Here is a 22,846-nt window from a genome sequence, read left to right as displayed (position 1 = left end):
TGTTGGCGTGTTTTGACCGTCCGACCCCGATGTATTGGGATGCTGGATAACAGAGTCGTTCCGTGCCCATGTGGTTCGAAGAGGAGAAGCATGTCGCCGGAGGAGTGGTTCGGCGCGTTCAGACGCGCATGGGTGGGGATGACGTCCCTCTTCCTGCTGAGCGTGCTCGCTTCGACGGCGGTTCTCTTCTTCACGCCTCCGACCTATGAGGCGGAAGCGGAGATCGTGTTCAGCGCGGGCGACACCCGGGAGACCTTCGTCCCTCGCACGGTGGCTTCGAATGCTGCCGTCCGCGCGCGTTCGGAGAGCGTCATCGCCCCGATCGCGAAGGACTTCGGGGTGTCGCGGAGCGAACTCGCCGACCGCGTTTCCGCAACGTGGCGTCCGGAGACCTCGATCACCGCGGTGACCGTCTCGCACACGGACCCTCGGACGGCGGCGGCTATGGCGACCGCGATCGCCGAGTCCGCGGCGGAGCAGGCCGGATCTGGTGTCAGCGCGGAGACGTTCGAAGCGGTGACGCCGGTGGCGCCCGTCCAGCCGCTCGCGGTGACCGTGCTCCCGGTGGGGGCACTCATCGGCCTGGCGCTGGCCGTCGCATACGCCGGTCTCCGCTTCGTGATGAGGGGCCGCGCGACGGTCGGAGCGAGGGCCGAGCAACACGGAGGGAACGAATGAGCATCGGAGAAGGTACGGGTATCCGTACGGTCAATCGGCTGATACCGGACGCGGTGGCGTGGGCCATCGCCGCGTTGCTGGTGGTGCTGCTGCGCTATGACTTCCTCGTTCCGCTGACGGTGTGGCCGTTCGCGTTGATCGTGATCGCGGGCCTCATCGCCGCGCAGTTCGCTGCCGGGTTCGTCCTTCACCTGTATCGCGGGCGCTATCTGTACGGGTCCATCGAGGAAGTCCGCGCACTGGGGCTCGCTGCGCTCCTCGTGGGTGTCCTCATGGGAATCGTGCTGCTCGTCTGGATGCGTCAGCCCGCGGAGGCCCTTCGTACCGCCCTCTCCGTGACGGCGATCGCGCTGGTTCTGATGCTGGTCTTCCGCTACGTGCCGCTCGTCTTCAGCCGGAAGAGCGAGGACGTTCCGGGAGGATCGCGCAAGGTGCTGGTGTTCGGCGCCGGGTGGGTGGGCCAGCAGCTGATCAGCCGCATGCTCAACGAGACGAAGGAGCCGGTCTTCAGCCCCGTCGGTCTGATCGACGATGACCTGAAGAAGCGGAACCTGCGGGTCAAGGGGGTTCCCGTCCTCGGGACGCTCGCTCAGCTGAGGGCTGCCGTCGAGCTGAGCGGCGCGACGGAACTCATCATCGCGGTAGGACGCGCCGACGCCGCACTGCTGCGCCGCGTCACCGATGCGGGCAACGCTGCCGGTCTCAACGTGCTCGTGCTCCCGGAGCTCGACAAGGTCCTGCAGGGCGCGAGCCGCATCCGGGACCTGCGGGATGTCAGCATCGAAGACCTCATCGGTCGTCAGCCCGTCGACACCGACGTCAAGTCGATCGCGGGATACGTGACAGGGAAGCGTGTGCTCGTCACGGGGGCCGGCGGGTCGATCGGCGGCGAGCTCTGCCGCCAGCTCTCGCAGTTCGGTCCGGACGTGCTCGTCATGCTCGACCGCGACGAGAGCGGCCTGCAGGGAAGCCAGCTCAGCATCTCCGGTCACGGCCTTCTCGACACCGAGGACGTCGTCCTCGCCGACATCCGTGATGTCGAATCGCTCCGCGAGATCTTCCGTCGTCATCGCCCTGAAGTCGTCTTCCACGCTGCGGCGCTGAAACATCTGCCCATGCTCGAGCAGTATCCCGAAGAGGCCTGGAAGACGAACGTGCTCGGCACCCGGAACGTGCTCGAAGCCGCCCTCGACGTCGATGTCGAGACATTCGTGAACATCTCCACCGACAAGGCGGCGAACCCCTCGAGCGTCCTCGGACACTCCAAGCGCGTGGCGGAGAAGCTCACGGTGTGGGCCGCGAAGAGCTCGCGTCGGCGGTACCTCTCCGTGCGCTTCGGCAACGTGATCGGCAGCAGGGGCTCCATGCTCCCGATGTTCCGGACCCTGATCGAGGCCGGCGGGCCCGTGACCGTGACCCACCCGGAGGTCACTCGATACTTCATGACGATCTCCGAGGCGTGCCAGCTGGTGATCCAGGCCGGAAGCATCGGCCGGCCGGGCGAGGTGCTCATCCTCGACATGGGTGAGCCGGTGAAGATCCTCGACATCGCGAAGCGCATGATCGCGATGTCCGGCGAGTACATCGAGATCGTCTACACGGGTCTTCGCCCAGGAGAGAAGCTGCACGAGGAACTGGTCGGTGAAGACGAGGTCGTCGAACGGCCCTTCCACCCCCAGATCCAGCACACGTCGATCGGGAGCATCAGCCCGGAGGCGCTCGATCTCGGCGGCTGGATGCGCCGGCTGGTTCCCGCAGAGGCTTCCGTGTCCGCCCATGGTCGAGAAGGAGACCTCCCGCGATGAACGACCGGATCTACATGTCGTCTCCCGATGTCGGCGAGCTCGAGGAGAAGGCGATCGTCGCCGCCCTGCGGTCCGGATGGGTCGCTCCTCTCGGTCCGGACGTCGACGCCTTCGAGCGTGAGATGTGCGACAGGGTCGGTGCGCGCCACGCGGTCGCGCTGAGCTCGGGGACGGCAGGGCTCCACCTCGGGCTTCTCGCGCTCGGGGTCGGTGCCGGCGACATCGTCGTCACGTCGAGCTTCACGTTCGCGGCCACCGCCAACGCGATCGCCTACACGGGCGCGACGCCGTACTTCATCGACGCGGACCCGGTGACAGGCAACATGGATGTGGGCCTGCTCCGTGAGGTCATCACGGAACTCGAGGCGAAGGGCACGCCACCGAAGGCGATCGTCCCCGTCGACCTGCTCGGCAAGGTCGCCGACCTCGAGGCGATCGAGCAGATCGCCGACCAGTACGGGATCCCGGTGCTCGCCGATGCCGCCGAGTCGCTCGGAGCCCTCCGCGGCGGACGGCCCGCAGGCAGCTTCGGGCGCGCGTCGGTCTTCTCCTTCAACGGCAACAAGATCATGACGACCTCCGGCGGCGGCATGCTGGTGACGGATGACGCGGAGATCGCAGATCGCGTCCGCTATCTCGCGACGCAGGCGCGACAGCCGGTCGCGCACTACGAGCACACCGACATCGGCTACAACTACCGGCTCAGCAACCTCCTCGCCGCGCTCGGTCGCGCACAGCTGTCCCGCCTCGACGACATGATCCGTCGGCGCCACCGTTGGCGCGACGAGTATCGGGCTCTGTTCGCCGACGTCGACGGGGTCTCGGTGTTCGGCGGAGACGACGATGCCGAGGACAACGCGTGGCTCACCGCCGTGCTCGTCGACGAGGGCGTCACCGGCTGGAGTGCGTCCGAGCTCTCCGCGCACCTCGGTTCTCATGACGTCGAATCCCGACCGCTGTGGAAGCCGATGCACCTGCAGCCCGTCTTCGCCGACGCCCCGGCCGCGGTGAACGGGGTATCGGAGCGCTTCTTCCGCGTGGGCATCACGCTGCCGTCGGGGTCGGCGTTGTCCGAGGAGCAGATGGAGCGGGTGCAGACCCTGATCCGCGTTTTCCTGGCTGAGCGCGCATGAGCAGGATCTTCTTCGACGCGGCCAAGCGCACGCTCGATCTCGGTGTCGCCGCCGTGGTGCTGATCCTCTCCCTTCCTCTGCAGATCATCGTGGCCGCGCTGGTGCTGGTGAACCTCGGTCGCCCGGTGATCTTCCGGCAGCCGCGCCCTGGACGCGGCGGGAAGGTCTTCACCCTCTACAAGTTCCGTACCATGCGCCCCGCCGATCCCGCGGTCGGCACCGCCGACGACGCGGCACGGCTGACCGGATTCGGGCGTCTGCTGCGCGGCACCAGCCTCGACGAGCTGCCGACCTTCTGGAATGTGCTGCTCGGCGACATGAGCCTGGTGGGTCCGCGCCCTCTCCTCGTCTCCTACCTCGACCGGTACACGCCCGTGCAGGCTCGTCGGCACGAGGTGCGACCGGGGGTCACCGGGTTGGCACAGGTGAGCGGCCGCAACTCCGTCGACTGGGATGAGCGGCTGCAGCTCGACGTGAAGTACGTCGACACACGATCGATGAGGCTCGACCTCTGGATCCTGTGGCGCACGGTCGCCGTCGTGGTGCGCCGTGACGGTGTCAGCGCCGACGGGCACGCGACGATGCCGGAGTTCCGAGGCCTGAGGGATGCCGATGCGTGAGTTGATCATCCTCGGCGCGGGAGGTTTCGCGCGCGAGACGCTGGATGTCGTCGAAGCCCTGAACGCGGTGTCGCCCCGCTTCGACGTGCTCGGTTTCGCCGACGATGCTCCCAGCCCTCTCGCACTGGAGCGTCTGGCCGCTCGGGGCCATCGCCATCTCGGCGCCATCGATGCGGCACTCGCCGCGCACCCGGCGTCGTCCTTCGTCATCGCGGTGGGTTCGCCGGAGCATCGCGCGCACATCGCCGCGCGGGTGGGGAGCGACCGCGCGGAGACGCTGGTGCACCCCGGCGCGTCGATCGGATCCCTGACGACGATCGGCGTCGGCACGGTCGTGTGCGCCGGTGTGCTGGTGTCGACGAACGTCCGGATCGGACGACACGCGCACGTGAATCCGGGAGCCATCGTCGGCCATGACAGCATCCTCGCGGATGCGGTGTCCCTGAACCCGGGATCGGTGGTATCCGGGGACGTGCGCATCGGAGAGCGCGTGCTCATCGGCGCGAAATCGGTCGTGTTGCAGGGACTGAGCATCGGTGCGGACTCCACGGTCGGGGCGGCTGCGTGCGTGACCAAGGACGCGCCCCCACGGGTGACACTGGTGGGAGTGCCCGCTCGTGTCCACAGAACAACAGGAAAGAGTCACAGCTCGTGAAGGTAGTCATCACCGGCGGTGCCGGGTTCATCGGTTCGAACCTCGTGCGACGGTTCAACGACGAGGCGCCCGATGTCGACGTCCACGTGCTGGACGACTTCAGCACGGGACGCGAGTCCAACCTCGCCGGAACGCGGATCACGCTGCACCGCGGGTCCGTCGCCGACGCCGAAGCAGTCGCCGCCGCCACGGTCGGCGCGGACGCGATCGTCCACCTCGGCGCGCTCGGCAGCGTCCCGCGGTCCATCGACGACCCGATCGCCTCTCACGTCGCCAACCTGACGGGGACGCTGACCGTGCTCGAAGCGGCCCGGCGCGAGAACGCCTATGTGGTGATGGCTTCCTCGAGCTCCGTTTACGGCGCCAACCCCGCTCTGCCGAAGTCGGAGTTCGACTGGACGCGGCCGATGAGCCCGTACGCGGCGACCAAGCTCGGGGGAGAGGCCTACGTGCTGGCCTACCAGTACTCCTACGGTCTTCCGACCTTGGCGTTCCGCTTCTTCAACGTCTACGGTCCCTACCAGCCGGCCGATCACGTGTACGCCGCAGTGATCCCGAGGTTCGTCGACGCCGCCCTCGCCGGGCGGCCGCTCACCATCCACGGCGACGGCCTGCAGTCGCGGGACTTCACGAGCGTCGACACGGTGACGCATGCGCTCATGGTTGCGGTCCGAGACCGCGTGACGTCGGGACATCCCGTGAATCTCGCGTTCGGAACCAACACCACACTGCGTGAGCTGGTGTCCGTCATCGAGGACCAGACCGGCCGCACGGTGACCGTCGAGCACGTCGACCCGCGTCCTGGGGATGTACGCGCCTCCCAGTCCGACGGCGTTCGTCTACGGGAGCTGTTCCCCGACGTCCAGCCCGTCCCACTCGAGGAAGGGATCGCGAAGACCGTCGCGTGGTTCCGGAGCAAGGACTCGTGATCCCGGCCGCGACAGCTCGCATATTGATCGGCGTCACGGCGGACGTCTCCATCGGCCTGCTGTCCGGGCTGCCGCAGCGGCTGGTCGCTGACGGATGGGATGTGCACGTCGCGAGCTCGCCCGGTGAGAGGCTCGACGCGCTCGCATCGTCTCCCGGAGTCTCGGTGCACCCGCTCCCCATGGCCAGGGAGATCGACATCGTCGGGGACGTCCGCGGGCTGCGTGACTGGATGCGGCTGATCCGCCGCCTCCGGCCAGACGTGGTCTTCGTCGGCACCCCGAAAGCAGGTCTGCTCGGCATCACCGCCGCCCGGCTGCTCGGCGTGCGCACTCGTGTGTATCACCTGCGCGGGCTCCGACTGGAGACCGCAGCGGGGATGACTCGGCGGGTGCTGACGATCATGGAGCGTCTGACGATCCGCCTCGCGACCACCACGCTGGCCGTGAGTCCGAGCCTCAGACAGCGCGTCGTGTCCATGCGGCTTGCGCCGGCCGCACGCATCACCGTGCGCGGCAGAGGCAGTTCCAACGGTGTGGACGTGGACCGCTTCGCCCCAGGCAACACGGCGGCACAGGTCGATGGCCTCCTGCCCGGTGTCCCCGTCATCGGCTTCGTCGGCAGGCTCAACCACGACAAGGGCCTCGAGGTCCTCGCCGAGGCCTGTCGCCTCCTGGACGACCGCGGAGCGGAGTACCAGCTGCTGATCGTGGGCGGCGTCGACGGTGCGGAACTGGATTCCTTCTCGCGACTGCGGCGCGCCCCGATCGTGCTCGGCGCCGTACCAGACACGTCGATGTACTATCCCCTGATGCGAGCCCTCTGCCTCCCGACCCTGCGCGAGGGCTTTCCCAACGTCGTGCTGGAGGCGGGGGCGACAGGGATCGCCGTCGTCACGACGGATGCGACCGGAGCGGTGGATTCCGTGATCCCCGAACGCACCGGACTGATGGTGCCGGCGGGGGACGCTGGTCAGCTCGCCGACGCTCTGCAGCGGGTGATCGAGGATCCGCAGCTCGCGGCGGATCTGGGCGCGAACGCTCGCGACTTCGTGGTCGAGCATTTCCGACGTGACGCCGTCCATGCCTCGGTGTCCGGCTTCCTTCGGAGTCAGATGGAGCGGGGCCAGCGATGACGGACGTCTCCAACGGCGTCGGCGCGCTCGTCGTCGTCGCCGTGCTCATCGGACTGACCGTCCTGACCTGGTTCATCGCGCGACGAGCGTTCCTTCCCGTGGTCGTGCACAACGCGGTGTGGGCGGTCACGCTGGTCCTCGTCGGGTCGGGGCTCATCGCCTATCACGGTGCATCGATCGCCGCGTGGGGTGCGCTGCTGGTCGGTATCGCGTTCTTCTCCGTCGGGGCGTGGGGAGGTGTCGCGCTCGCAGCCCGTAGGGCACACAGCGCCGACCTGGCGCCGCGGGATCATGCGCTCGTCAGTCGGCGGGCCCTGCTGATCCTCGCCGGGGCCTATGCGCTGGGTTTCGGGGTGTACATCTGGACGATCCTCCAGCGCTTCGGGTGGGAGACCTTCTGGTTCCATCCCGGAACGATCCGTGGCGCTGCCGAGTCGTACCTCGCCGGAGTGCCCCTGTGGGCGCGTCTGCTGATGTACGTCGGACCTCTTCTCCTCGCGATCCTCATCGTCCCCGGGTCGGTCCGGAACGGACTCGCGTGGTGGTGGCGCGCTCCGGCCGCGGTCCTGCTCGCCGCCTCGATGCTCGCCCTGTTGCAGCGGACGAACCTCTTCGCGGGAATCCTGCTCGCGATCGGCGCCCTTCTGCTCCTCTACGCGCGCTCCTGGCGCGGCGGCCGCGCGCGGGCGTGGTATCTCCGACCCTGGGTGATGATGGTGTCAATCGTAGCCATCGGCGCCGGTGCGCTACTCGCCTTCCAGCTGCTCGCGGGCGCGCTGGGCAAGACGGGTGATGTCGGCAGCAACGTCTCGCCAGTGCTGAGCGCCTCCGGGCTGTCCAGCCCGTTCATCTATCTGACCGCGGGCGTCCCCGCGTTCCTGTCCCTGGTGGATTCCACCAACGGCGCTTGGCCGCCGGTGGGCGGGCCTCGCATCGTCTACGGCGATTTCAACCCGCAGACCTTCGGCACGGCGTTCTTCGAGCCCATCCTGAGTCTTGTCCCCGGACTGCGCACCTGGAACCCTGTGGCGCCGTTCGTCGACGTGGGAACCCTGACGAACGTGTACACATGGTTGGAGCCGTTCTACCGGGACTGGCGGGTCGTCGGCGTCGCCCTCGGCGCGGCAGCGATCGGTGCGCTCGTCGCCTACCTCTACTCCACGCGGCGGGCGTCCCCGGCGCGCTGGTGGCTCTCGGCCCTGCTGCTCTCCACGCTCTTCCTGGTCACCTTCACCCAGAAGACCAACAACACGCTGTATCTCGTGACGGCCGCGATCATCGTGGTGCTCGGGGTGATCGGCTCTCGCCGGCGGGCGACATCATGACGGCGCTGCACACGTACACCAGTTACGGGCGCCGCGCGGGAAGCGCACGGGTCCGCGTCTTCGACTGGCTCGACAGGGTGGACGTGCCCGCGGTCACGCACTCGTACCTCGACGGCGCGACCAACTCCGGACGGTCCCTCCTGAAGTCTCCTCGGCGCCTGCTCGCGGCCGAGGCGGAGGTGCGTCGCACTCCTCCGCGCGACGCGCGGGTGCTCGTGTCGCGGCAGGCGAGCCCTTTGAGTCGCGGCGGGGTGGAGAGACGCTTGCTGCGTGGCGAGCGCGTCGGGATCTACGATTTCGATGACGCCCTCCACCTCGACCGTCGAGGTCCGTTCCCGAAAGCGGCGATCTGGCGGAAGGCTGTCGGCGCGGCCGATGTCGTCATCGCCGGAAACGCCGCGCTCGCCGAGGCGGCGAGCCGCATCAATCCTCGCGTGACGGTGATCCCGAGCTGTGTGGATCCGGCGGACTACTCGCGCAAGACGAGCTTCGACATCGGGGACACGCCCCGCGCGACATGGATCGGCTCGCCCGCAACGGAGCGCTATCTGCGCGACATCGAGTCTGCGCTGCTGTATGCGCATGAGCGGACGGGCATGCGGCTCACCGTCGTCAGCGCGGGGGACGCGGAGCTCGGTCCGCTGGATGCGATCGTCGACCGGGTGGCGTGGTCGCCGCAGACCTTCGGTGCCGTGCTCGCCGACGCCGACCTCGGGCTGATGCCGACACCGGATTCCGCCTGGTCGCGAGGCAAGTGCGGCTACAAGCTGCTGCAGTACGGCGCGGCGGGGCTCCCGATGATGGGCGACCCGGTCGGGGTCAACGCCGAGATCCTCCGCAGAGGTGACGGCATCGCCCCCGAGGGCACGAACGACTGGGCGGACGCCCTCGTCGGCTTCTTCTCGGAGAGCGCGACGCGACGCGGGGAGCGGGGAGCCGCGGGCCACCGCACAGTGCGGGACCACTACAGCTTCTCTGCGTGGGAGTCGGCCTGGCTTCAGGCTGTGACCGGCAGCTGATCCGCGCGTCGGGCGACGAGCAGCCAGAAGAGCGACGACAGCAGGGTGGAGAGGGCGTATGCCCAGATCGCCCCGCTCAGTCCGCCCAGCAGAGCCCCCACGAGTGGTCCGACGACGCCCAGCGCGGTCTGGACGAGCCGCGCGGCGAGCAGGTCGCGTCGTGAGGCCCGCAGTCGGGACACGATGTAGAAGGTGTGCCCCACCATGTTCGCCATGACGAAGATCGCAGTCGGTGCGGCGAACGGAACGAGGTCTCGGAGAGTGCCGAGCGGCCAGGACGTCTCGCCGAGCAGCAGCAGCACCCCGGCGGCGAGACCGCCGAGCACGACACCGCCCGCGATCACCGCCCCGACGGTCGACACAGACATCCGCAGTCGGGCGATACGCGGCCGGATCGGGTTCAGCAGCAGGCGCACCGGTGCGGCGACGTTCGACACGGCGCGGTAGACACCGAACGGGCCGACTCCGAGGATCGGGGCCAGCGCGTAGGGCGTACCGATCGATGAGGCATCCATGATCAGGGAATCGCGCACGAGGGGAGCGATGGCGGTCCAGCGTTGACGGGTCCAGCGCGCGAGCACGCCAGGGCGACTCAGCGCAGGCCACCGCGAGAACACGGCGGCGACGACGCTCGACGCCGCCCAGGTGCCGAGGACCCAGGAGAGCTCGCCGCTGTGGAGGGTGAGGGTCAAGATGCTGAGGGCGACCGCGACGACGGCGGCGATGACGTCGCCGAGGACCGATCCGCGCGCGTCGCCGTTCTCGACCGCGTAGAACCGTGCGGTCGAGCGGTATGCGCTGCCGCCGATGGCGAGCGCGATCAGCCACCAGTACGGCGTCAGGGGCGAGTCCGTCAGGGAGACGACGAGTGCGGAGACAGTGGCGAAGATCAGGGCGAACTCCGTCGACGCACCGCTGAAGTCCGCCCAGGAGGTGGGGACGTCCTGGCGCGAACGGGTCGCCGCCTCGCAGATGAGTGAGAGCGCGAGCGACAGCGCGAAGGCGCCGGCGAGATAGACGATCGAGAAGAGCCCGAAGTCCGTGGGGGCGAGGGTGATGAGGCCGAGGACCTGAACGGAGAGCGTCGCGACCGCGGCAGCCGAGGACGTGAGGATCAGGCGCAGCGAGCTCACAAACGAACGACCCTGGGTCCCGAGAGCCGGCCCTTGGTGTCGAGCACCGGCGTCGGGGACTCGTGCAGCAGCGTCAGGTCGAAGTCCGAGTGATCGGTCACCAGGATGACCAGATCAGCGGCCTCGACTTCCGCGGCGGAGAGCTCCACGCGCTCGACGGCGGCCGGCCACCGGTGCGACTCGACGTGGCGGTCCGCACCGCGGATGGACGCACCGAAGGAGGTGAGCAGCTCGATGAGGCGCAGGGAGGGCGATTCGCGGATGTCGGCGGTGTCGCGCTTGTAGGCGAGTCCGACGAGCAGGATCGTCGACCCGTTCAACGAGCGCTGATCTTCGTTGAGCAGCTCCATGGAACGCTGGGCGACGTAGTCCGGCATATGGTCGTTGACGTCGTTGGCGAGTTCGACGAAGCGGAAGCTGCGGCCGAGCTTGCGCCGCACCTGCCACGAGAGGTAGCTCGGATCCACGGGAAGGCAGTGTCCGCCGACACCGGGGCCAGGGGTGAACTTCATGTACCCGAACGGCTTGGTCGCCGCGGCATCGATCGATTCCCAGATGTCGACGCCGAGCTCGTGCGCGAACACGGCGAGTTCGTTCACGAGGGCGATGTTGACGTGGCGGAACGTGTTCTCCAGAAGCTTGGTGAGCTCAGCCTCCTTGGGCGTGGTCACGCTCACCGTCCGGTCCACGAGGAGGTCGTAGAAGGCCTTCACCTTGCCGAGCGACTGCTCGTCGATGCCGGAGACGACCTTCGGGGTGTTGACGAAGCCCCATGTGGGGTTGCCAGGGTCGATCCGCTCCGGGCTGTAGCCGACGGCGAAGTCCTGTCCTGCCCGGAGTCCGGACCCGGCCTCGAGGAGGGGGACGAGGATCTCCTCTGTCGTGCCCGGGTAGGTCGTGGACTCGAGCACGACCGTCGCCCCGCGGGTGAGTCGGGTCGCCAGCGAGGCGCCAGCCGACTCGATGTAGGAGATGTCGGGGAGACCCTCGCGGAGCGGAGTGGGGACCGTGATCACCGCGACGTCGAAGCCCTCGGTGTCGTCGTAGTCGGAGGACGCGAGATAGCGACCCGAAGCGATCGCCTCCTTCAGCTGCTCCGACGAGATGTCATCGACGTACGACTCACCGGCATGCAGAGCGCCGATCCGCACGCTGTCGACATCGAGTCCGACGACCGTCATGCCCACCTGCACGGCGCGCATGGCTACAGGAAGCCCGACATATCCCTGACCGACGATGACAGCTTTCACGTGCACTCCTCCATGGTGTGGGCGAACCCCGCCATGGGCGTGCGTCGCGGTCTGCGACGCTGCTCAGGTCCACCTCGGTAGTATATTGCGGTGACCCGAGACTCCAGACGCGCGCGTCGAGCCCAGAACGAGCAGCAGCGTCGAAAGAGTCGCCGCACCCGGATCATCCTGTGGGTGGTGGGCGTCGTGCTCGCACTGCTCATCGCCGTCGCCGTGATCGCTGCGATCCTCATTCCGAAGGCGCTCGACGCCAAGGACAAGCTCGAGGCTTCGGTGCCGCTGGCCCAGAGCATCCCCGGGCTGATCGCCTCCGGCGACACCGCGGGCGCGCAGGCAGCGGCGGAGGAGCTGACCAAGACCGCCGCTTCCGCGCACGAGCAGACCAGCGGGTTCCTCTGGGAGTCGCTGGAGTGGGTGCCGGTGGTCGGCCCGAACCTCCATGGCGTCCGCATGGCGACCGCGGCCGTCGACGAGCTGGCCACCAAGGCGCTCCTTCCCGCTTCGGCGATCGATATCGCTGCACTTCGTCCTTCCGACGGCGGGCTCGACCTCCAGGCGATCCACGGCATCGGGGACATCGCGAGGTCGGCCGACAAGGCCGTGCGCGATGCCTCGTCGATGCTGGCGGGCGTCGATCATGACGCGCTCCTCGGGCCCGTGGCGTCCGGTGTCGAACGTATCGAGAAGGTTCTGAAGCCGGCTGCGAGCACACTCGCCGGCGTCATGCCGCTTGTCGAAGCCCTCCCCGAGATGCTGGGAGAGGGGGGACCCCGCGACGTGCTGGTCATCTTCCAGAACAATGGTGAGGTGATGTCCGGTGGCGGCACGATCGGCTCCATGGCCCAGGTGCACATCGACAACGGCGCCATCTCGATCGTGAACCAGTCGTCGGCTTCCGGCCGCGACTTCCCGAACTTCCGTCCACCGGTCGGGGGAGTGACACAGGAGGAGACCGACCTGTACGGCTCGCTGTTCGGCAGCTACGTTCAGGCGCTCACCCGCTCGCCCCGCTTCGACAGGACGTTCGAGATCGCACGCGACATGTGGCGTGAGGCCAAGGGCGTCGAGGTCGACGCGGTCGTCTCCCTCGACACCGTCGCCCTGAGCTACCTCCTGGTCGCGACCGGGCCGGTCGCGATCCCCGGCGGCCCGGAGATCTCGAACTCCAACGCGGTGGCGATGCTGCTCGGAGACCTGTACAAGACATACGAGCCCGCAGAGGTCGACATGATCAACCAGGTCTTCGCTGGGCTGACATTGCAGAAGCTGATGGGCGGTCAGGTCGATTTCGCCAAGCTGTCCTCCGTGCTCGGGCTCGCGGCGAAGGAGGGCCGGATCGCGATCTGGAGCGCGCGCGAGTCGGAGCAGCAGCTCATCGCCGGCACGGACCTCGACCGTCGCGGCCCGAGGGCTGTGGAAGGTACGGAGGCATTCGGTGTCTACTTCATCGACTGGACGCCAGGGAAGATGCAGCGGTACATGACCCAGTCGATCGACGTGAGTCAGCCGATCTGCGCCGCCGACGGACGCCGTCACGTGTTCGTGACGGTGACGCTTGCCAACACCGTCGATCCCGCTTCGGTGCGAGGGCTTCCCGAGTACGTCACCGGCGTCGGGATCGAGACCCCGAAGGGATCGATGCAGGTGGAGACCCTCGCCTTCGCCCCTCCGGGATACTCGCCGGTCGGGCAGAGGGCGGACGCCGAGCTCGCGCAGTCGGAGGTGCGCAAGGACCAGGAGTTCACCGTCGGAACGATGCGGTTGACACTGGCGCCGCAGGAGACCAGGACACTCACCTACGAGTTCGTCGCGGACTCCGACGCCCCCACGAAGATCGAGCTCGACAGCACCCCGGTCGTCACTCCGACGGTCCTCACGCAGGACGCCGTCACCTGCCAGTGACCGACGCCACGGGGTGCTGCCTCTGCCGCTGTCCTTCCTCTGGTGATAGCGCGGCCCTTCGTGCAGACTAGACGCACATCGCACACCGCCTCCGAAGGGGAATTATGGGTATCGAGGACGCCGTCAACAAGGGCAAGGACCTGTACGAGCAGAACAAGGACAAGATCGCCGAGGCGGTCAAGAGCGAGCAGGCCGAGGACATCAGCGACAAGGTGCTCGACGGCGTGGCCGACTTCGCCAAGAAGATCGCTCCCGGCGCCGCAGACAAGATCGACGAGATCCGCGACAGCGCCGACAAGGCCGTCGGCAACGAGTAGCACTCAGCACAGCCTCTGAGCGGCGATCCACTCCGGTGGGTCGCCGCTCTTCTGCGCCCGCCCGGCGGTTTCCGCGTCGTCTGCCCGGCGGCTTCGGCTTCGGAATGTCTTCGGATGTGGCGCATCCACAGATGTATCCAGTAGGATCATCGAGACCGCCTGGGGATCTTGCGGTCGGGGAAGCCGAAGGGGTTCGGTTTCCCGAAGCACGCGGACTTCCGCGTACGAAACTGGGGACAAGCGATCTTGGGGATCATCGTGCGACGCGCGCCGTCACGGCGCCTGAGCGTCTCCCTGCCTGCGCGGCGGGTCTTCCGCCGCGCCCTCGGTCGAGGAGTTCGGCGTCCCTTCACGCCGGGCTACTCGCGTTCGGTGTGCCCCCTCGCACTGAACGCCCTCCCCAAGCGGGGCGAGGCATGGGGATGCCTCGCCCCGCTATCTCCGTCGATCTGACCCGTTTCGCACGCGTCATCGCGACTACCGGACGAGCGCGACACGCCCGGGTTTGCGCAAGTGAAATCAGCCGTGGCAGAATAGACAGGTTCGATATTCCGTCGCCGCTGTGCGCGCGAGGGATCACTGCCAGGGCAGTGCATAGACGGCGCCTCCTTCGGGACGGTGCAGGGTTCTAGGCCGCGGGTAGCAGAACACAACCCCGACACCCCTCAACATGAAGGGTTTCTGCCGTGCGCGGCGGAAGGTCGGCATCCGGTCGCTTCACGGCGTCCGGCTGACAGAAGAACAGTGGTGCAGCAGATCGACTCGCAAGAGCCGTTCTCGTGCCGAGGCGCGAACAGCGCCGACGTGCGTCCAATGCCCCAGGGCCACCCGGTCCCGGACGGTAAGACGCTTAAAGAGAGAGAGCAGACAATGGCGGGACAGAAGATCCGCATTCGCCTGAAGTCGTATGACCACGAGGTCATCGACACGTCCGCACGCAAGATCGTCGACACCGTGACCCGTGCGGGCGCAACCGTCGTCGGCCCCGTGCCCCTTCCGACCGAGAAGAACGTCGTGTGCGTCATCCGGTCGCCGCACAAGTACAAGGACAGCCGCGAGCACTTCGAGATGCGCACCCACAAGCGTCTGATCGACATCGTCGACCCGACGCCCAAGGCCGTCGACTCGCTGATGCGTCTCGACCTGCCGGCCGATGTCAACATCGAGATCAAGCTCTGAGGTTCGACATGGCTGACATCAACTCCAAGGTTTCCAAGGGCATGCTGGGCACGAAGCTCGGCATGACCCAGGTGTGGAACGAGAGCGGCAAGCTCGTTCCCGTCACCGTCATCGAGCTGGCACCCAACGTGGTCACCCAGGTCCGCACGCCCGAGAAGGACGGCTACAACGCCGTGCAGATCGCGTACGGCCAGATCGACCCCCGCAAGGTGAACAAGCCGCTCTCCGCCCACTTCGAGGCAGCCGGCGTCACGCCGCGTCGTCACGTCACCGAGATCCGCACCGCGGACGCCGGCGACTACAACCTGGGCCAGGAGCTCACGGTCGACGGCACCTTCGAGGCCGGCCAGCTCGTCGACGTCGTCGGCACGAGCAAGGGCAAGGGCTTCGCCGGTGTCATGAAGCGTCACAACTTCAAGGGCGTCTCGGCTTCGCACGGTTCGCACCGCAACCACCGCAAGCCCGGCTCCATCGGCGCATCGTCGACCCCGAGCCGCGTCTTCAAGGGCATGCGCATGGCCGGCCGTATGGGTGGCGAGCGCGTGACCGTCCTCAACCTCACGGTGCACTCCATCGACATCGAGAAGGGACTCATGCTCGTCAAGGGCGCCGTCCCCGGTGCTCGTGGCCGCATCGTCTATGTCCGCAACGCAGTGAAGGGTGCCTGATCATGGCTGACTCCACTCTCGCGCTCGACGTCCTCAAGGCAGACGGCAAGAAGGCAGGCTCGATCGAGCTTCCCGCCGCGCTGTTCGACGCCAAGACGAACATCCCGCTCATCCACCAGGTCGTCGTCGCGCAGCTCGCGGCGGCTCGCCAGGGCACGCACTCGACCAAGCGTCGTGGCGAGGTCTCCGGTGCCGGCCGCAAGCCCTTCAAGCAGAAGGGCACGGGTAACGCCCGTCAGGGTTCCATCCGCGCGCCGCACATGACCGGTGGTGGCATCGTGCACGGCCCCAAGCCGCGCGACTACTCGCAGCGCACCCCCAAGAAGATGATCGCCGCCGCCCTGCTGGGCGCGCTCAGCGACCGCTTCCGCGGTGACCGCATCCACGCCATCGAGTCCTTCGGGATCGACGGCACGCCTTCGACCAAGACCGCGGTGAACTTCCTCACCAACGTCGTCTCGTCGAAGAACGTGCTCGTCGTGATCGAGCGCAACGACGACGTGACGCTGAAGAGCATCCGCAACCTGTCGAACCTGCACGTGCTGACGTTCGACCAGCTCAACGCATACGACGTGCTCGTCTCCGACGACATCGTCTTCACCCAGGCCGCGCTCGAGGGCTTCATCGCCTCCAAGTCCGGCGCCAACCAGGAGGTCTCCGCATGAGCGAGCAGGCATCTGTTCTCCAGACGGCCCTGAACAAGGACCCGCGCGACATCATCCTGAAGCCGGTCGTGTCCGAGAAGAGCTACGGTCTGATCGACGAAGGCAAGTACACCTTCCTCGTGGACCCGCGCGCTTCGAAGACCGAGATCAAGCTCGCCATCGAGAAGATCTTCGGCGTCAAGGTCGCAGGGGTCAACACCCTCAACCGCGTCGGCAAGGCTCGTCGCACCCGCTTCGGCACCGGCAAGCGCAAGGACACCAAGCGCGCCATCGTCACCCTGAAGTCGGGCACCATCGACATCTTCACGGCAATCGGCTGATCCGGGGGATAAGGACAATAATGGCTATTCGCAAGTACAAGCCCACGACCCCGGGCCGTCGCGGCTCGTCGGTGGCTGACTTCGCCGAGATCACTCGATCGACGCCGGAGAAGTCGCTGCTGCGCCCGCTCTCGAAGACCGGTGGTCGCAACAACCAGGGCCGCATCACGACCCGTCACATCGGTGGTGGCCACAAGCGCCAGTACCGCGTCATCGACTTCCGTCGTAACGACAAGGACGGCGTCAACGCCAAGGTCGCTCACATCGAGTACGACCCCAACCGCACCGCGCGCATCGCGCTGCTGCACTACTTCGACGGTGAGAAGCGCTACATCCTCGCTCCGGCGAAGCTGAAGCAGGGCGACATCGTCGAGTCGGGTGCCGGGGCTGACATCAAGCCGGGTAACAACCTCCCGCTGAAGAACATCCCCACCGGTACCGTCATCCACGCGATCGAGCTCCGCCCCGGCGGCGGCGCGAAGATGGCACGTTCGGCCGGCGCGTCCGTCCGTCTCGTCGCCAAGGACGGCCCCTACGCCCAGCTGCGTCTGCCCTCGGGCGAGATCCGCAACGTCGATGCGCGCTGCCGCGCGACCATCGGCGAGGTCGGCAACGCCGAGCAGTCGAACATCAACTGGGGCAAGGCCGGCCGCATGCGCTGGAAGGGCGTCCGCCCGACCGTGCGTGGTGTCGCGATGAACCCGGTCGACCACCCGCACGGTGGTGGTGAGGGTAAGACCTCTGGTGGTCGTCACCCCGTCTCCCCTTGGGGTCAGGCTGAGGGTCGTACCCGTCACGCCAACAAGGAAAGCGACAAGTACATCGTGCGTCGTCGTAACGCCGGCAAGAAGCGTAAGTAGGAGTAAGAGAAGATGCCTCGCAGTCTTAAGAAGGGCCCCTTCGTCGACGATCACCTGCTTCGCAAGGTGGTCGTGCAGAACGAAGCCGGCACCAAGAACGTCATCAAGACCTGGTCCCGTCGGTCCATGATCATCCCGGCCATGCTGGGCCACACGATCGCGGTCCACGACGGACGCAAGCACATCCCTGTGTTCGTGTCCGAGACCATGGTCGGTCACAAGCTGGGCGAGTTCGCGCCCACCCGCACCTTCCGCGGCCACGAGAAGGACGACAAGAAGGGGCGGCGCCGCTAATGGTCGAATCGATCGCACGCGTGAAGCACATTCGCGTGACCCCTCAGAAGGCTCGTCGTGTCGTCGCGCTCATCAAGGGCAAGCAGGCCCAGGAGGCTCTGGCGATCCTGAAGTTCGCTCAGCAGTCCGCCAGTGAGCCGATCTACAAGCTCGTCGCGTCGGCCATGGCCAACGCGCAGGTGAAGGCAGATCGCGACGGCGAGTTCCTCGACGAGAAGGACCTGTACGTGGCCAACGCGTACGTCGACGAGGGCACCACGCTCAAGCGTTTCCAGCCCCGTGCACAGGGTCGCGCTTTCCAGATCAAGAAGCGCACGAGCCACATCACGGTCGTGCTCTCGACGCCTGAGGTGGCTCCGGCCGCCGCGGGCGACAGCAACAAGAAGGCGAGCAAGTAATGGGACAGAAGGTAAACCCGTACGGCTTCCGTCTCGGCATCACGACGGACCACGTCTCGCGTTGGTTCTCTGACTCGACGAAGCCGGGTCAGCGCTACGCCGACTACGTCGCCGAAGACATCAAGATCCGTAACCTGCTCAAGACGCAGCTCGACCGCGCCGGTGTCTCGAACATCGAGATCGAGCGCACCCGTGACCGCGTCCGCGTCGACATCCACACCGCCCGTCCGGGCATCGTGATCGGTCGTCGTGGAGCCGAGGCCGAGCGCATCCGCGGCGACCTCGAGAAGCTCTCGGGCAAGCAGATCCAGCTGAACATCCTCGAGGTCAAGAACCCCGAGGCCGATGCACAGCTCGTCGCACAGGGCATCGCCGAGCAGCTCTCTGCTCGTGTGGCGTTCCGTCGTGCGATGCGCAAGGGTCTGCAGGGCGCTCAGCGCGCCGGCGCCAAGGGCATCCGCATCCAGGTCTCCGGCCGCCTCGGCGGCGCCGAGATGAGCCGTTCGGAGTTCTACCGCGAGGGTCGTGTGCCGCTGCACACGCTGCGCGCGAACATCGACTACGGCTTCTACGAGGCCAAGACCACCTTCGGTCGCATCGGCGTGAAGGTCTGGATCTACAAGGGCGACCTGACCGCGAAGGAGCTCGCTCGCGAGCAGGCCAACGCACCCAAGGCTCGTCGTGACGACCGTGGTGGCGACCGCCGCCGTGCCCCGCGCAACGAGGCACCTGTCGCAGAAGGAGCGTCGGCATAATGCTCATCCCCCGTAAGGTCAAGTTCCGCAAGCAGCACCACCCGGGCCGCTCGGGTCAGGCCACCGGCGGCACGAAGGTCTCCTTCGGCGAGTTCGGCATCCAGGCCCTCACGCCCGCTTACGTGACGAACCGTCAGATCGAGTCCGCTCGTATCGCGATGACCCGTCACATCAAGCGTGGTGGAAAGGTGTGGATCAACATCTACCCCGACCGTCCGCTCACGAAGAAGCCGGCCGAAACCCGCATGGGTTCCGGTAAGGGTTCCCCCGAGTGGTGGGTCGCCAACGTCAAGCCGGGCCGTGTCCTCTTCGAGGTCGCGGGTGTCGACGAGGAGCTCGCTCGCGAAGCTCTGACCCGTGCAATTCACAAGCTGCCGCTCAAGGCACGCATCATCAAGCGCGAGGAGGGCGACGCGTAATGGCGATCGGCACCAAGGAGCTCGCCCCGGCAGAGCTCGACACATTCGAAGACCAGCGCCTCGTCGAGGAGCTGCGCAAGGCCAAGGAGGAGCTGTTCAACCTCCGTTTCCAGTCGGCCACCGGCCAGCTGGAGAGCCACGGCCGCATCCGCGCCGTCAAGCGCGACATCGCGCGCCTGTACACCGTGATCCGCGAACGCGAGCTGGGCATCCGTGCGACGCCCGCTCCGGTCGAGGCTCCGGCCAAGAAGGCGACCAAGTCGAAGGCGAAGAAGGCGGACTCCGCCGACGACGCCGTGAAGGAAGAGGCTGAGTGATGGCCACCAAGAAGGAAGCCGCCGTCGAGGCTGAGCACGCTGCTCACGATGTGCGCGATGCGGATGCCCGTGGGTACCGCAAGTCGCGTCGTGGCTACGTCGTCAGCGACAAGATGGACAAGACCATCGTGGTCGAGGTCGAGGACCGCGTGAAGCACCCGCTTTACGGCAAGGTCATCCGCCGCACCTCGAAGGTCAAGGCGCACGATGAGGCGAACACCGCCGGCATCGGCGACCTGGTCCTGATCAACGAGACCCGCCCGCTGAGCGCCACGAAGCGCTGGCGCCTGGTGGAGATTCTGGAGAAGGCCAAGTGATCCAGCAGGAATCCCGACTCAAGGTCGCCGACAACACCGGCGCCAAGGAGCTGCTCACCATCCGTGTCCTCGGTGGCTCGAAGCGTCGCTACGCGGGCCTCGGCGACACCATCGTCGCGACCGTCAAGGACGCGATCCCCGGTGGCAACGTGAAGAAGGGCGATGTCGTCAAGGCGGTCATCGTCCGCACCAAGAAGGAGGTCCGTCGTCCGGACGGCTCCTACATCAAGTTCGACGAGAACGCCGCAGTGATCCTGAAGAACGACGGGGAGCCCCGCGGCACCCGTATCTTCGGGCCGGTCGGTCGTGAGCTTCGCGACAAGAAGTTCATGAAGATCGTCTCGCTGGCGCCGGAGGTCATCTAATCATGGCGAAGATCAAGAAGGGTGACCTGGTTCAGGTCATCACCGGTGCCACGCAGGAGCGTGGCGGCGACCGTGGCAAGCAGGGCAAGGTCCTGGATGTCCTCGCGGACAAGAACCGCGTGATCGTCGAAGGCGTGAACTACGTCACCAAGCACACCCGCGTCGGCCAGACGCAGCGTGGCACCAAGACCGGAGGCATCGAGACCGTCGAAGCCTCCATCCACATCTCGAACGTCGCACTCGTCGACCCCTCGACCAAGAAGCCGACCAAGGTCGGCCACCGGGTCGAGGAGCAGACGAAGGACGGCGTGAAGCGCACCGTCCGTGTGCGCTACGCGAAGAAGAGCGGTAAGGACCTCTGATGAGCACCGACACTGCCGCGCCGGCTGGCAAGATCCAGCCGCGCCTGAAGCAGAAGTACAACACCGAGATCAAGAAGGCTCTGCAGGAAGAGTTCGGCTACGCGAACGTCATGCAGATCCCCGGACTGGTCAAGGTCGTCGTGAACACCGGTGTCGGCGAGGCAGCTCGCGACAGCAAGGTGATCGATGGCGCGGTCGACGATCTCACCAAGATCACCGGCCAGAAGCCGATCGTCACGAAGGCTCGCAAGTCCATCGCGCAGTTCAAGCTGCGCGAGGGACAGGCCATCGGCGCGCACGTCACCCTCCGTGGTGACCGCGCGTGGGAGTTCGTGGATCGCCTCGTCTCGCTCGCTCTGCCCCGTATCCGCGACTTCCGCGGTCTCTCGGGCAAGCAGTTCGACGGCAACGGCAACTACACCTTCGGTCTCCAGGAGCAGAGCGTGTTCCACGAGATCGATCAGGACAAGATCGACCGGGTTCGCGGTTTCGACATCACCGTCGTCACCACCGCGAAGACGGATGACGAGGGTCGGGCACTGCTCCGCCACCTCGGCTTCCCGTTCCGCTCGGAAGACGCACAGGCGTAACACCCTCGACGGGCTCAGTGGTCTCGTGTCACTGAGCCCGTCGATGTGCACGTACAATTGAAAATTGCGTGTCATCGCAGGCCGTCTGTCGTGTAACGGCAGCCGGAACCTCATGAACAAAGGAAAACAACAATGACAATGACAGACCCGGTCGCAGATCTGCTGACCCGTCTGCGCAACGCGAACTCGGCGCACCACGATTCCGTGACCCTGCCGTCGAGCAAGCTCAAGACGCACATCGCTCAGATCCTCCAGCAGGAGGGCTACATCGCCGGCTGGGAGACCTCTGACGCCCGCGTCGGACAGAACCTCACGCTGACGCTGAAGTACGGTCCCAACCGTGAGCGCTCCATCGCTGGCATCAAGCGCGTCTCGAAGCCCGGTCTCCGCGTCTACGCGAAGTCGACCGAGCTCCCCACGGTCCTCGGTGGCCTTGGCGTGGCGATCCTGTCCACCTCCTCCGGTCTTCTCACCGACCGTCAGGCAGAGCAGAAGGGCGTGGGCGGAGAAGTTCTCGCCTACGTGTGGTAATTCGAAATGTCGCGTATTGGACGACTTCCCATCGACGTTCCCGCGGGCGTGACCGTTTCGGTCAACGGCCGTGAGGTCGCGGTGAAGGGCCCCAAGGGTGAGCTCACCCTCACGGTGGCCAGCCCCATCGAGGTCGCGGTCGAGGAGAACCAGGTTCTGGTCTCCCGTCCCGACGACGAGCGCGAGTCGCGGTCGCTTCACGGCCTGACCCGCACGCTCATCAACAACAACATCATCGGCGTGACCCAGGGCTACACCAAGGGTCTCGAGGTCGTCGGCACCGGTTACCGCGTGCAGCAGAAGGGCAGCTCGGTCGAGTTCGCCCTCGGCTTCTCGCACCCGGTCCTGATCGACCCGCCCGCCGGCATCACGCTCACGGTCGAGGGCACCACGAAGCTCACCGTCAGCGGGATCGACAAGCAGGCTGTCGGCGAGGCAGCTGCCAACATCCGCAAGATCCGCAAGCCCGAGCCGTACAAGGGCAAGGGTGTGCGCTACGCCGGCGAGAACGTGCGTCGCAAGGCCGGAAAGAGTGGTAAGTAACCATGGCTCTCAAGTCAAAGTCTGACGCCCGCGCGCGTCGTCACGCCCGCCTTCGCAAGAAGGTCGTCGGCACCGAGGCGCGTCCGCGTCTCGTCGTCAACCGCTCGGCCCGCCACGTCTTCGTGCAGCTGGTCGACGACAGCAAGGGTCACACCGTGGCGTCGGCTTCGACGCTCGAGACCGACCTGCGCTCGCTCGAGGGTGACAAGACCGCCAAGGCCCGTAAGGTCGGCGAGCTCCTCGCCGAGCGTGCGAAGGCTGCCGGCGTTTCCGAGGCAGTGTTCGACCGTGGCGGCAACCGCTACGCCGGTCGTGTCGCCGCCATCGCCGACGGCGCCCGCGAGGGGGGTCTGGCACTGTGAGT

30 protein-coding genes are annotated in these 22,846 nt (G+C 66.8%); 28 read left to right on the top strand and 2 right to left on the bottom strand.

Annotated features, from left to right (window positions below):
• Positions 1-90: 90 nt before the first annotated feature.
• Genes AB4070_RS08365 through AB4070_RS08325 form a run of 9 tightly spaced genes read left to right on the top strand, consistent with a single transcriptional unit; the run spans position 91 to position 9,297 of the window.
• Positions 91-678: a hypothetical protein gene (locus tag AB4070_RS08365; RefSeq protein ID WP_441979671.1), complete on the top strand. Its 588-nt coding sequence runs from the start codon at positions 91-93 to the stop codon at positions 676-678.
• Positions 675-2,483: a polysaccharide biosynthesis protein gene (locus AB4070_RS08360; RefSeq protein WP_441979670.1), complete on the top strand. Its 1,809-nt coding sequence runs from the start codon at positions 675-677 to the stop codon at positions 2,481-2,483. The genes AB4070_RS08365 and AB4070_RS08360 overlap by 4 nt, the downstream gene beginning before the upstream one ends.
• On the top strand, positions 2,480-3,616 hold the full coding sequence (locus AB4070_RS08355; RefSeq protein ID WP_441979669.1) for a DegT/DnrJ/EryC1/StrS family aminotransferase: 1,137 nt from the start codon (positions 2,480-2,482) through the stop codon (positions 3,614-3,616). The genes AB4070_RS08360 and AB4070_RS08355 overlap by 4 nt, the downstream gene beginning before the upstream one ends.
• Positions 3,613-4,236 carry a sugar transferase gene (locus AB4070_RS08350; RefSeq protein WP_441979668.1) on the top strand — a complete coding sequence of 208 codons (624 nt, stop codon included), beginning with the start codon at positions 3,613-3,615 and terminating at the stop codon, positions 4,234-4,236. The genes AB4070_RS08355 and AB4070_RS08350 overlap by 4 nt, the downstream gene beginning before the upstream one ends.
• Entirely contained in the window at positions 4,229-4,891 is a 663-nt protein-coding gene (locus AB4070_RS08345; RefSeq protein ID WP_441979667.1) for a NeuD/PglB/VioB family sugar acetyltransferase, read from the top strand. Before AB4070_RS08350 ends, AB4070_RS08345 begins: the two co-directional genes overlap by 8 nt.
• On the top strand, positions 4,888-5,820 hold the full coding sequence (locus AB4070_RS08340; RefSeq protein ID WP_441979666.1) for an NAD-dependent epimerase/dehydratase family protein: 933 nt from the start codon (positions 4,888-4,890) through the stop codon (positions 5,818-5,820). Before AB4070_RS08345 ends, AB4070_RS08340 begins: the two co-directional genes overlap by 4 nt.
• Complete coding sequence (locus AB4070_RS08335; RefSeq protein ID WP_441979665.1) at positions 5,796-6,953, top strand: glycosyltransferase family 4 protein; 1,158 nt, start codon at positions 5,796-5,798, stop codon at positions 6,951-6,953. Before AB4070_RS08340 ends, AB4070_RS08335 begins: the two co-directional genes overlap by 25 nt.
• Positions 6,950-8,278 (top strand): oligosaccharide repeat unit polymerase, encoded by a 1,329-nt coding sequence (locus AB4070_RS08330; protein ID WP_441979664.1) that lies wholly within the window; start codon positions 6,950-6,952, stop codon positions 8,276-8,278. The genes AB4070_RS08335 and AB4070_RS08330 overlap by 4 nt, the downstream gene beginning before the upstream one ends.
• Entirely contained in the window at positions 8,275-9,297 is a 1,023-nt protein-coding gene (locus AB4070_RS08325; protein WP_441979663.1) for a hypothetical protein, read from the top strand. The genes AB4070_RS08330 and AB4070_RS08325 overlap by 4 nt, the downstream gene beginning before the upstream one ends.
• On the opposite strand, the gene AB4070_RS08320 is transcribed toward AB4070_RS08325, so the two are convergent.
• Together AB4070_RS08320 and AB4070_RS08315 are read right to left on the bottom strand one after the other, a co-directional pair.
• Positions 9,276-10,430, bottom strand: a complete 1,155-nt coding sequence (locus AB4070_RS08320; RefSeq protein ID WP_441979662.1) for a hypothetical protein — start codon at positions 10,428-10,430, stop codon at positions 9,276-9,278. The genes AB4070_RS08325 and AB4070_RS08320 overlap by 22 nt on opposite strands.
• Complete coding sequence (locus AB4070_RS08315) at positions 10,427-11,680, bottom strand: nucleotide sugar dehydrogenase (RefSeq protein WP_441979661.1); 1,254 nt, start codon at positions 11,678-11,680, stop codon at positions 10,427-10,429. The genes AB4070_RS08320 and AB4070_RS08315 overlap by 4 nt, the downstream gene beginning before the upstream one ends.
• Before the next feature lie 90 nt (positions 11,681-11,770).
• Between AB4070_RS08315 and AB4070_RS08310 the strand changes: the two genes are divergently transcribed.
• The 19 genes from AB4070_RS08310 (at position 11,771) to rplR (ending at position 22,844) form a co-directional block, all read left to right on the top strand.
• Positions 11,771-13,582, top strand: coding sequence for a DUF4012 domain-containing protein (locus tag AB4070_RS08310; protein WP_441979660.1), 1,812 nt, complete (start codon positions 11,771-11,773; stop codon positions 13,580-13,582).
• Between the two features lie 104 nt (positions 13,583-13,686).
• Positions 13,687-13,899, top strand: coding sequence for a hypothetical protein (locus AB4070_RS08305; RefSeq protein ID WP_045264638.1), 213 nt, complete (start codon positions 13,687-13,689; stop codon positions 13,897-13,899).
• 870 nt (positions 13,900-14,769) lie between these two features.
• Positions 14,770-15,078 (top strand): 30S ribosomal protein S10, encoded by a 309-nt coding sequence (rpsJ, locus tag AB4070_RS08300; RefSeq protein WP_017201594.1) that lies wholly within the window; start codon positions 14,770-14,772, stop codon positions 15,076-15,078.
• An 8-nt stretch (positions 15,079-15,086) separates the two neighbouring features.
• Positions 15,087-15,746, top strand: a complete 660-nt coding sequence (gene rplC, locus AB4070_RS08295; RefSeq protein WP_021201123.1) for a 50S ribosomal protein L3 — start codon at positions 15,087-15,089, stop codon at positions 15,744-15,746.
• Positions 15,747-15,748: 2 nt separating this feature from the next.
• Complete coding sequence (rplD, locus tag AB4070_RS08290; RefSeq protein ID WP_021201122.1) at positions 15,749-16,411, top strand: 50S ribosomal protein L4; 663 nt, start codon at positions 15,749-15,751, stop codon at positions 16,409-16,411.
• Positions 16,408-16,731: a 50S ribosomal protein L23 gene (rplW, locus tag AB4070_RS08285; protein ID WP_017829206.1), complete on the top strand. Its 324-nt coding sequence runs from the start codon at positions 16,408-16,410 to the stop codon at positions 16,729-16,731. Before rplD ends, rplW begins: the two co-directional genes overlap by 4 nt.
• A 20-nt stretch (positions 16,732-16,751) precedes the next feature.
• Positions 16,752-17,591, top strand: a complete 840-nt coding sequence (gene rplB, locus AB4070_RS08280) for a 50S ribosomal protein L2 (protein ID WP_017201590.1) — start codon at positions 16,752-16,754, stop codon at positions 17,589-17,591.
• A gap of 12 nt (positions 17,592-17,603) precedes the next feature.
• A complete protein-coding gene (gene rpsS, locus AB4070_RS08275; RefSeq protein WP_017829205.1) occupies positions 17,604-17,885 on the top strand; it encodes a 30S ribosomal protein S19 in 282 nt (93 codons plus the stop codon).
• The gene (rplV, locus tag AB4070_RS08270; protein ID WP_045264641.1) at positions 17,885-18,283 is read left to right on the top strand and encodes a 50S ribosomal protein L22; all 399 of its coding nucleotides are present in this window, start codon (positions 17,885-17,887) and stop codon (positions 18,281-18,283) included. The genes rpsS and rplV overlap by 1 nt, the downstream gene beginning before the upstream one ends.
• Positions 18,283-19,038 carry a 30S ribosomal protein S3 gene (gene rpsC / locus AB4070_RS08265; RefSeq protein WP_017201587.1) on the top strand — a complete coding sequence of 252 codons (756 nt, stop codon included), beginning with the start codon at positions 18,283-18,285 and terminating at the stop codon, positions 19,036-19,038. Before rplV ends, rpsC begins: the two co-directional genes overlap by 1 nt.
• Positions 19,038-19,457, top strand: a complete 420-nt coding sequence (rplP, locus tag AB4070_RS08260; protein WP_045264642.1) for a 50S ribosomal protein L16 — start codon at positions 19,038-19,040, stop codon at positions 19,455-19,457. The genes rpsC and rplP overlap by 1 nt, the downstream gene beginning before the upstream one ends.
• Complete coding sequence (rpmC, locus tag AB4070_RS08255) at positions 19,457-19,774, top strand: 50S ribosomal protein L29 (RefSeq protein WP_017829202.1); 318 nt, start codon at positions 19,457-19,459, stop codon at positions 19,772-19,774. Before rplP ends, rpmC begins: the two co-directional genes overlap by 1 nt.
• Entirely contained in the window at positions 19,774-20,091 is a 318-nt protein-coding gene (rpsQ, locus tag AB4070_RS08250; protein ID WP_247625175.1) for a 30S ribosomal protein S17, read from the top strand. Before rpmC ends, rpsQ begins: the two co-directional genes overlap by 1 nt.
• Complete coding sequence (gene rplN, locus AB4070_RS08245; RefSeq protein WP_017201583.1) at positions 20,088-20,456, top strand: 50S ribosomal protein L14; 369 nt, start codon at positions 20,088-20,090, stop codon at positions 20,454-20,456. Before rpsQ ends, rplN begins: the two co-directional genes overlap by 4 nt.
• A gap of 2 nt (positions 20,457-20,458) precedes the next feature.
• A complete protein-coding gene (gene rplX / locus AB4070_RS08240) occupies positions 20,459-20,818 on the top strand; it encodes a 50S ribosomal protein L24 (RefSeq protein ID WP_045264644.1) in 360 nt (119 codons plus the stop codon).
• Positions 20,818-21,408 carry a 50S ribosomal protein L5 gene (rplE, locus tag AB4070_RS08235; protein ID WP_045264645.1) on the top strand — a complete coding sequence of 197 codons (591 nt, stop codon included), beginning with the start codon at positions 20,818-20,820 and terminating at the stop codon, positions 21,406-21,408. The genes rplX and rplE overlap by 1 nt, the downstream gene beginning before the upstream one ends.
• 132 nt (positions 21,409-21,540) lie before the next feature.
• The gene (gene rpsH, locus AB4070_RS08230) at positions 21,541-21,939 is read left to right on the top strand and encodes a 30S ribosomal protein S8 (protein ID WP_021201117.1); all 399 of its coding nucleotides are present in this window, start codon (positions 21,541-21,543) and stop codon (positions 21,937-21,939) included.
• 6 nt (positions 21,940-21,945) lie between these two features.
• Complete coding sequence (gene rplF, locus AB4070_RS08225) at positions 21,946-22,482, top strand: 50S ribosomal protein L6 (RefSeq protein ID WP_045264646.1); 537 nt, start codon at positions 21,946-21,948, stop codon at positions 22,480-22,482.
• Positions 22,483-22,484: 2 nt separating this feature from the next.
• Positions 22,485-22,844 carry a 50S ribosomal protein L18 gene (gene rplR, locus AB4070_RS08220; protein WP_017201578.1) on the top strand — a complete coding sequence of 120 codons (360 nt, stop codon included), beginning with the start codon at positions 22,485-22,487 and terminating at the stop codon, positions 22,842-22,844.
• Positions 22,845-22,846 lie beyond the last annotated feature (2 nt).

The sequence above is a fragment of the Microbacterium sp. 2RAF4 genome (assembly GCF_052115285.1).
GTDB lineage: Bacteria > Actinomycetota > Actinomycetes > Actinomycetales > Microbacteriaceae > Microbacterium > Microbacterium oxydans.
The sequence above is the reverse complement of the archived record's forward strand: the minus strand, read 5'-3'. Positions and strand labels throughout refer to the sequence as shown.

What these genes read in the sequence shown, in the direction of transcription:
- AB4070_RS08365 (WP_441979671.1), top strand. Translation starts at nt 91, where the DNA reads ATGTCGCCGGAGGAGTGGTTCGGCGCGTTCAGACGCGCATGGGTGGGG.
- AB4070_RS08360 (WP_441979670.1), top strand. Translation starts at nt 675, where the DNA reads ATGAGCATCGGAGAAGGTACGGGTATCCGTACGGTCAATCGGCTGATA.
- AB4070_RS08355 (WP_441979669.1), top strand. Translation starts at nt 2,480, where the DNA reads ATGAACGACCGGATCTACATGTCGTCTCCCGATGTCGGCGAGCTCGAG.
- AB4070_RS08350 (WP_441979668.1), top strand. Translation starts at nt 3,613, where the DNA reads ATGAGCAGGATCTTCTTCGACGCGGCCAAGCGCACGCTCGATCTCGGT.
- AB4070_RS08345 (WP_441979667.1), top strand. Translation starts at nt 4,229, where the DNA reads ATGCGTGAGTTGATCATCCTCGGCGCGGGAGGTTTCGCGCGCGAGACG.
- AB4070_RS08330 (WP_441979664.1), top strand. Translation starts at nt 6,950, where the DNA reads ATGACGGACGTCTCCAACGGCGTCGGCGCGCTCGTCGTCGTCGCCGTG.
- AB4070_RS08325 (WP_441979663.1), top strand. Translation starts at nt 8,275, where the DNA reads ATGACGGCGCTGCACACGTACACCAGTTACGGGCGCCGCGCGGGAAGC.
- AB4070_RS08305 (WP_045264638.1), top strand. Translation starts at nt 13,687, where the DNA reads ATGGGTATCGAGGACGCCGTCAACAAGGGCAAGGACCTGTACGAGCAG.
- rpsJ (WP_017201594.1), top strand. Translation starts at nt 14,770, where the DNA reads ATGGCGGGACAGAAGATCCGCATTCGCCTGAAGTCGTATGACCACGAG.
- rplC (WP_021201123.1), top strand. Translation starts at nt 15,087, where the DNA reads ATGGCTGACATCAACTCCAAGGTTTCCAAGGGCATGCTGGGCACGAAG.
- rplD (WP_021201122.1), top strand. Translation starts at nt 15,749, where the DNA reads ATGGCTGACTCCACTCTCGCGCTCGACGTCCTCAAGGCAGACGGCAAG.
- rplW (WP_017829206.1), top strand. Translation starts at nt 16,408, where the DNA reads ATGAGCGAGCAGGCATCTGTTCTCCAGACGGCCCTGAACAAGGACCCG.
- rplB (WP_017201590.1), top strand. Translation starts at nt 16,752, where the DNA reads ATGGCTATTCGCAAGTACAAGCCCACGACCCCGGGCCGTCGCGGCTCG.
- rpsS (WP_017829205.1), top strand. Translation starts at nt 17,604, where the DNA reads ATGCCTCGCAGTCTTAAGAAGGGCCCCTTCGTCGACGATCACCTGCTT.
- rplV (WP_045264641.1), top strand. Translation starts at nt 17,885, where the DNA reads ATGGTCGAATCGATCGCACGCGTGAAGCACATTCGCGTGACCCCTCAG.
- rpsC (WP_017201587.1), top strand. Translation starts at nt 18,283, where the DNA reads ATGGGACAGAAGGTAAACCCGTACGGCTTCCGTCTCGGCATCACGACG.
- rplP (WP_045264642.1), top strand. Translation starts at nt 19,038, where the DNA reads ATGCTCATCCCCCGTAAGGTCAAGTTCCGCAAGCAGCACCACCCGGGC.
- rpmC (WP_017829202.1), top strand. Translation starts at nt 19,457, where the DNA reads ATGGCGATCGGCACCAAGGAGCTCGCCCCGGCAGAGCTCGACACATTC.
- rpsQ (WP_247625175.1), top strand. Translation starts at nt 19,774, where the DNA reads ATGGCCACCAAGAAGGAAGCCGCCGTCGAGGCTGAGCACGCTGCTCAC.
- rplX (WP_045264644.1), top strand. Translation starts at nt 20,459, where the DNA reads ATGGCGAAGATCAAGAAGGGTGACCTGGTTCAGGTCATCACCGGTGCC.
- rplE (WP_045264645.1), top strand. Translation starts at nt 20,818, where the DNA reads ATGAGCACCGACACTGCCGCGCCGGCTGGCAAGATCCAGCCGCGCCTG.
- rpsH (WP_021201117.1), top strand. Translation starts at nt 21,541, where the DNA reads ATGACAATGACAGACCCGGTCGCAGATCTGCTGACCCGTCTGCGCAAC.
- rplF (WP_045264646.1), top strand. Translation starts at nt 21,946, where the DNA reads ATGTCGCGTATTGGACGACTTCCCATCGACGTTCCCGCGGGCGTGACC.
- rplR (WP_017201578.1), top strand. Translation starts at nt 22,485, where the DNA reads ATGGCTCTCAAGTCAAAGTCTGACGCCCGCGCGCGTCGTCACGCCCGC.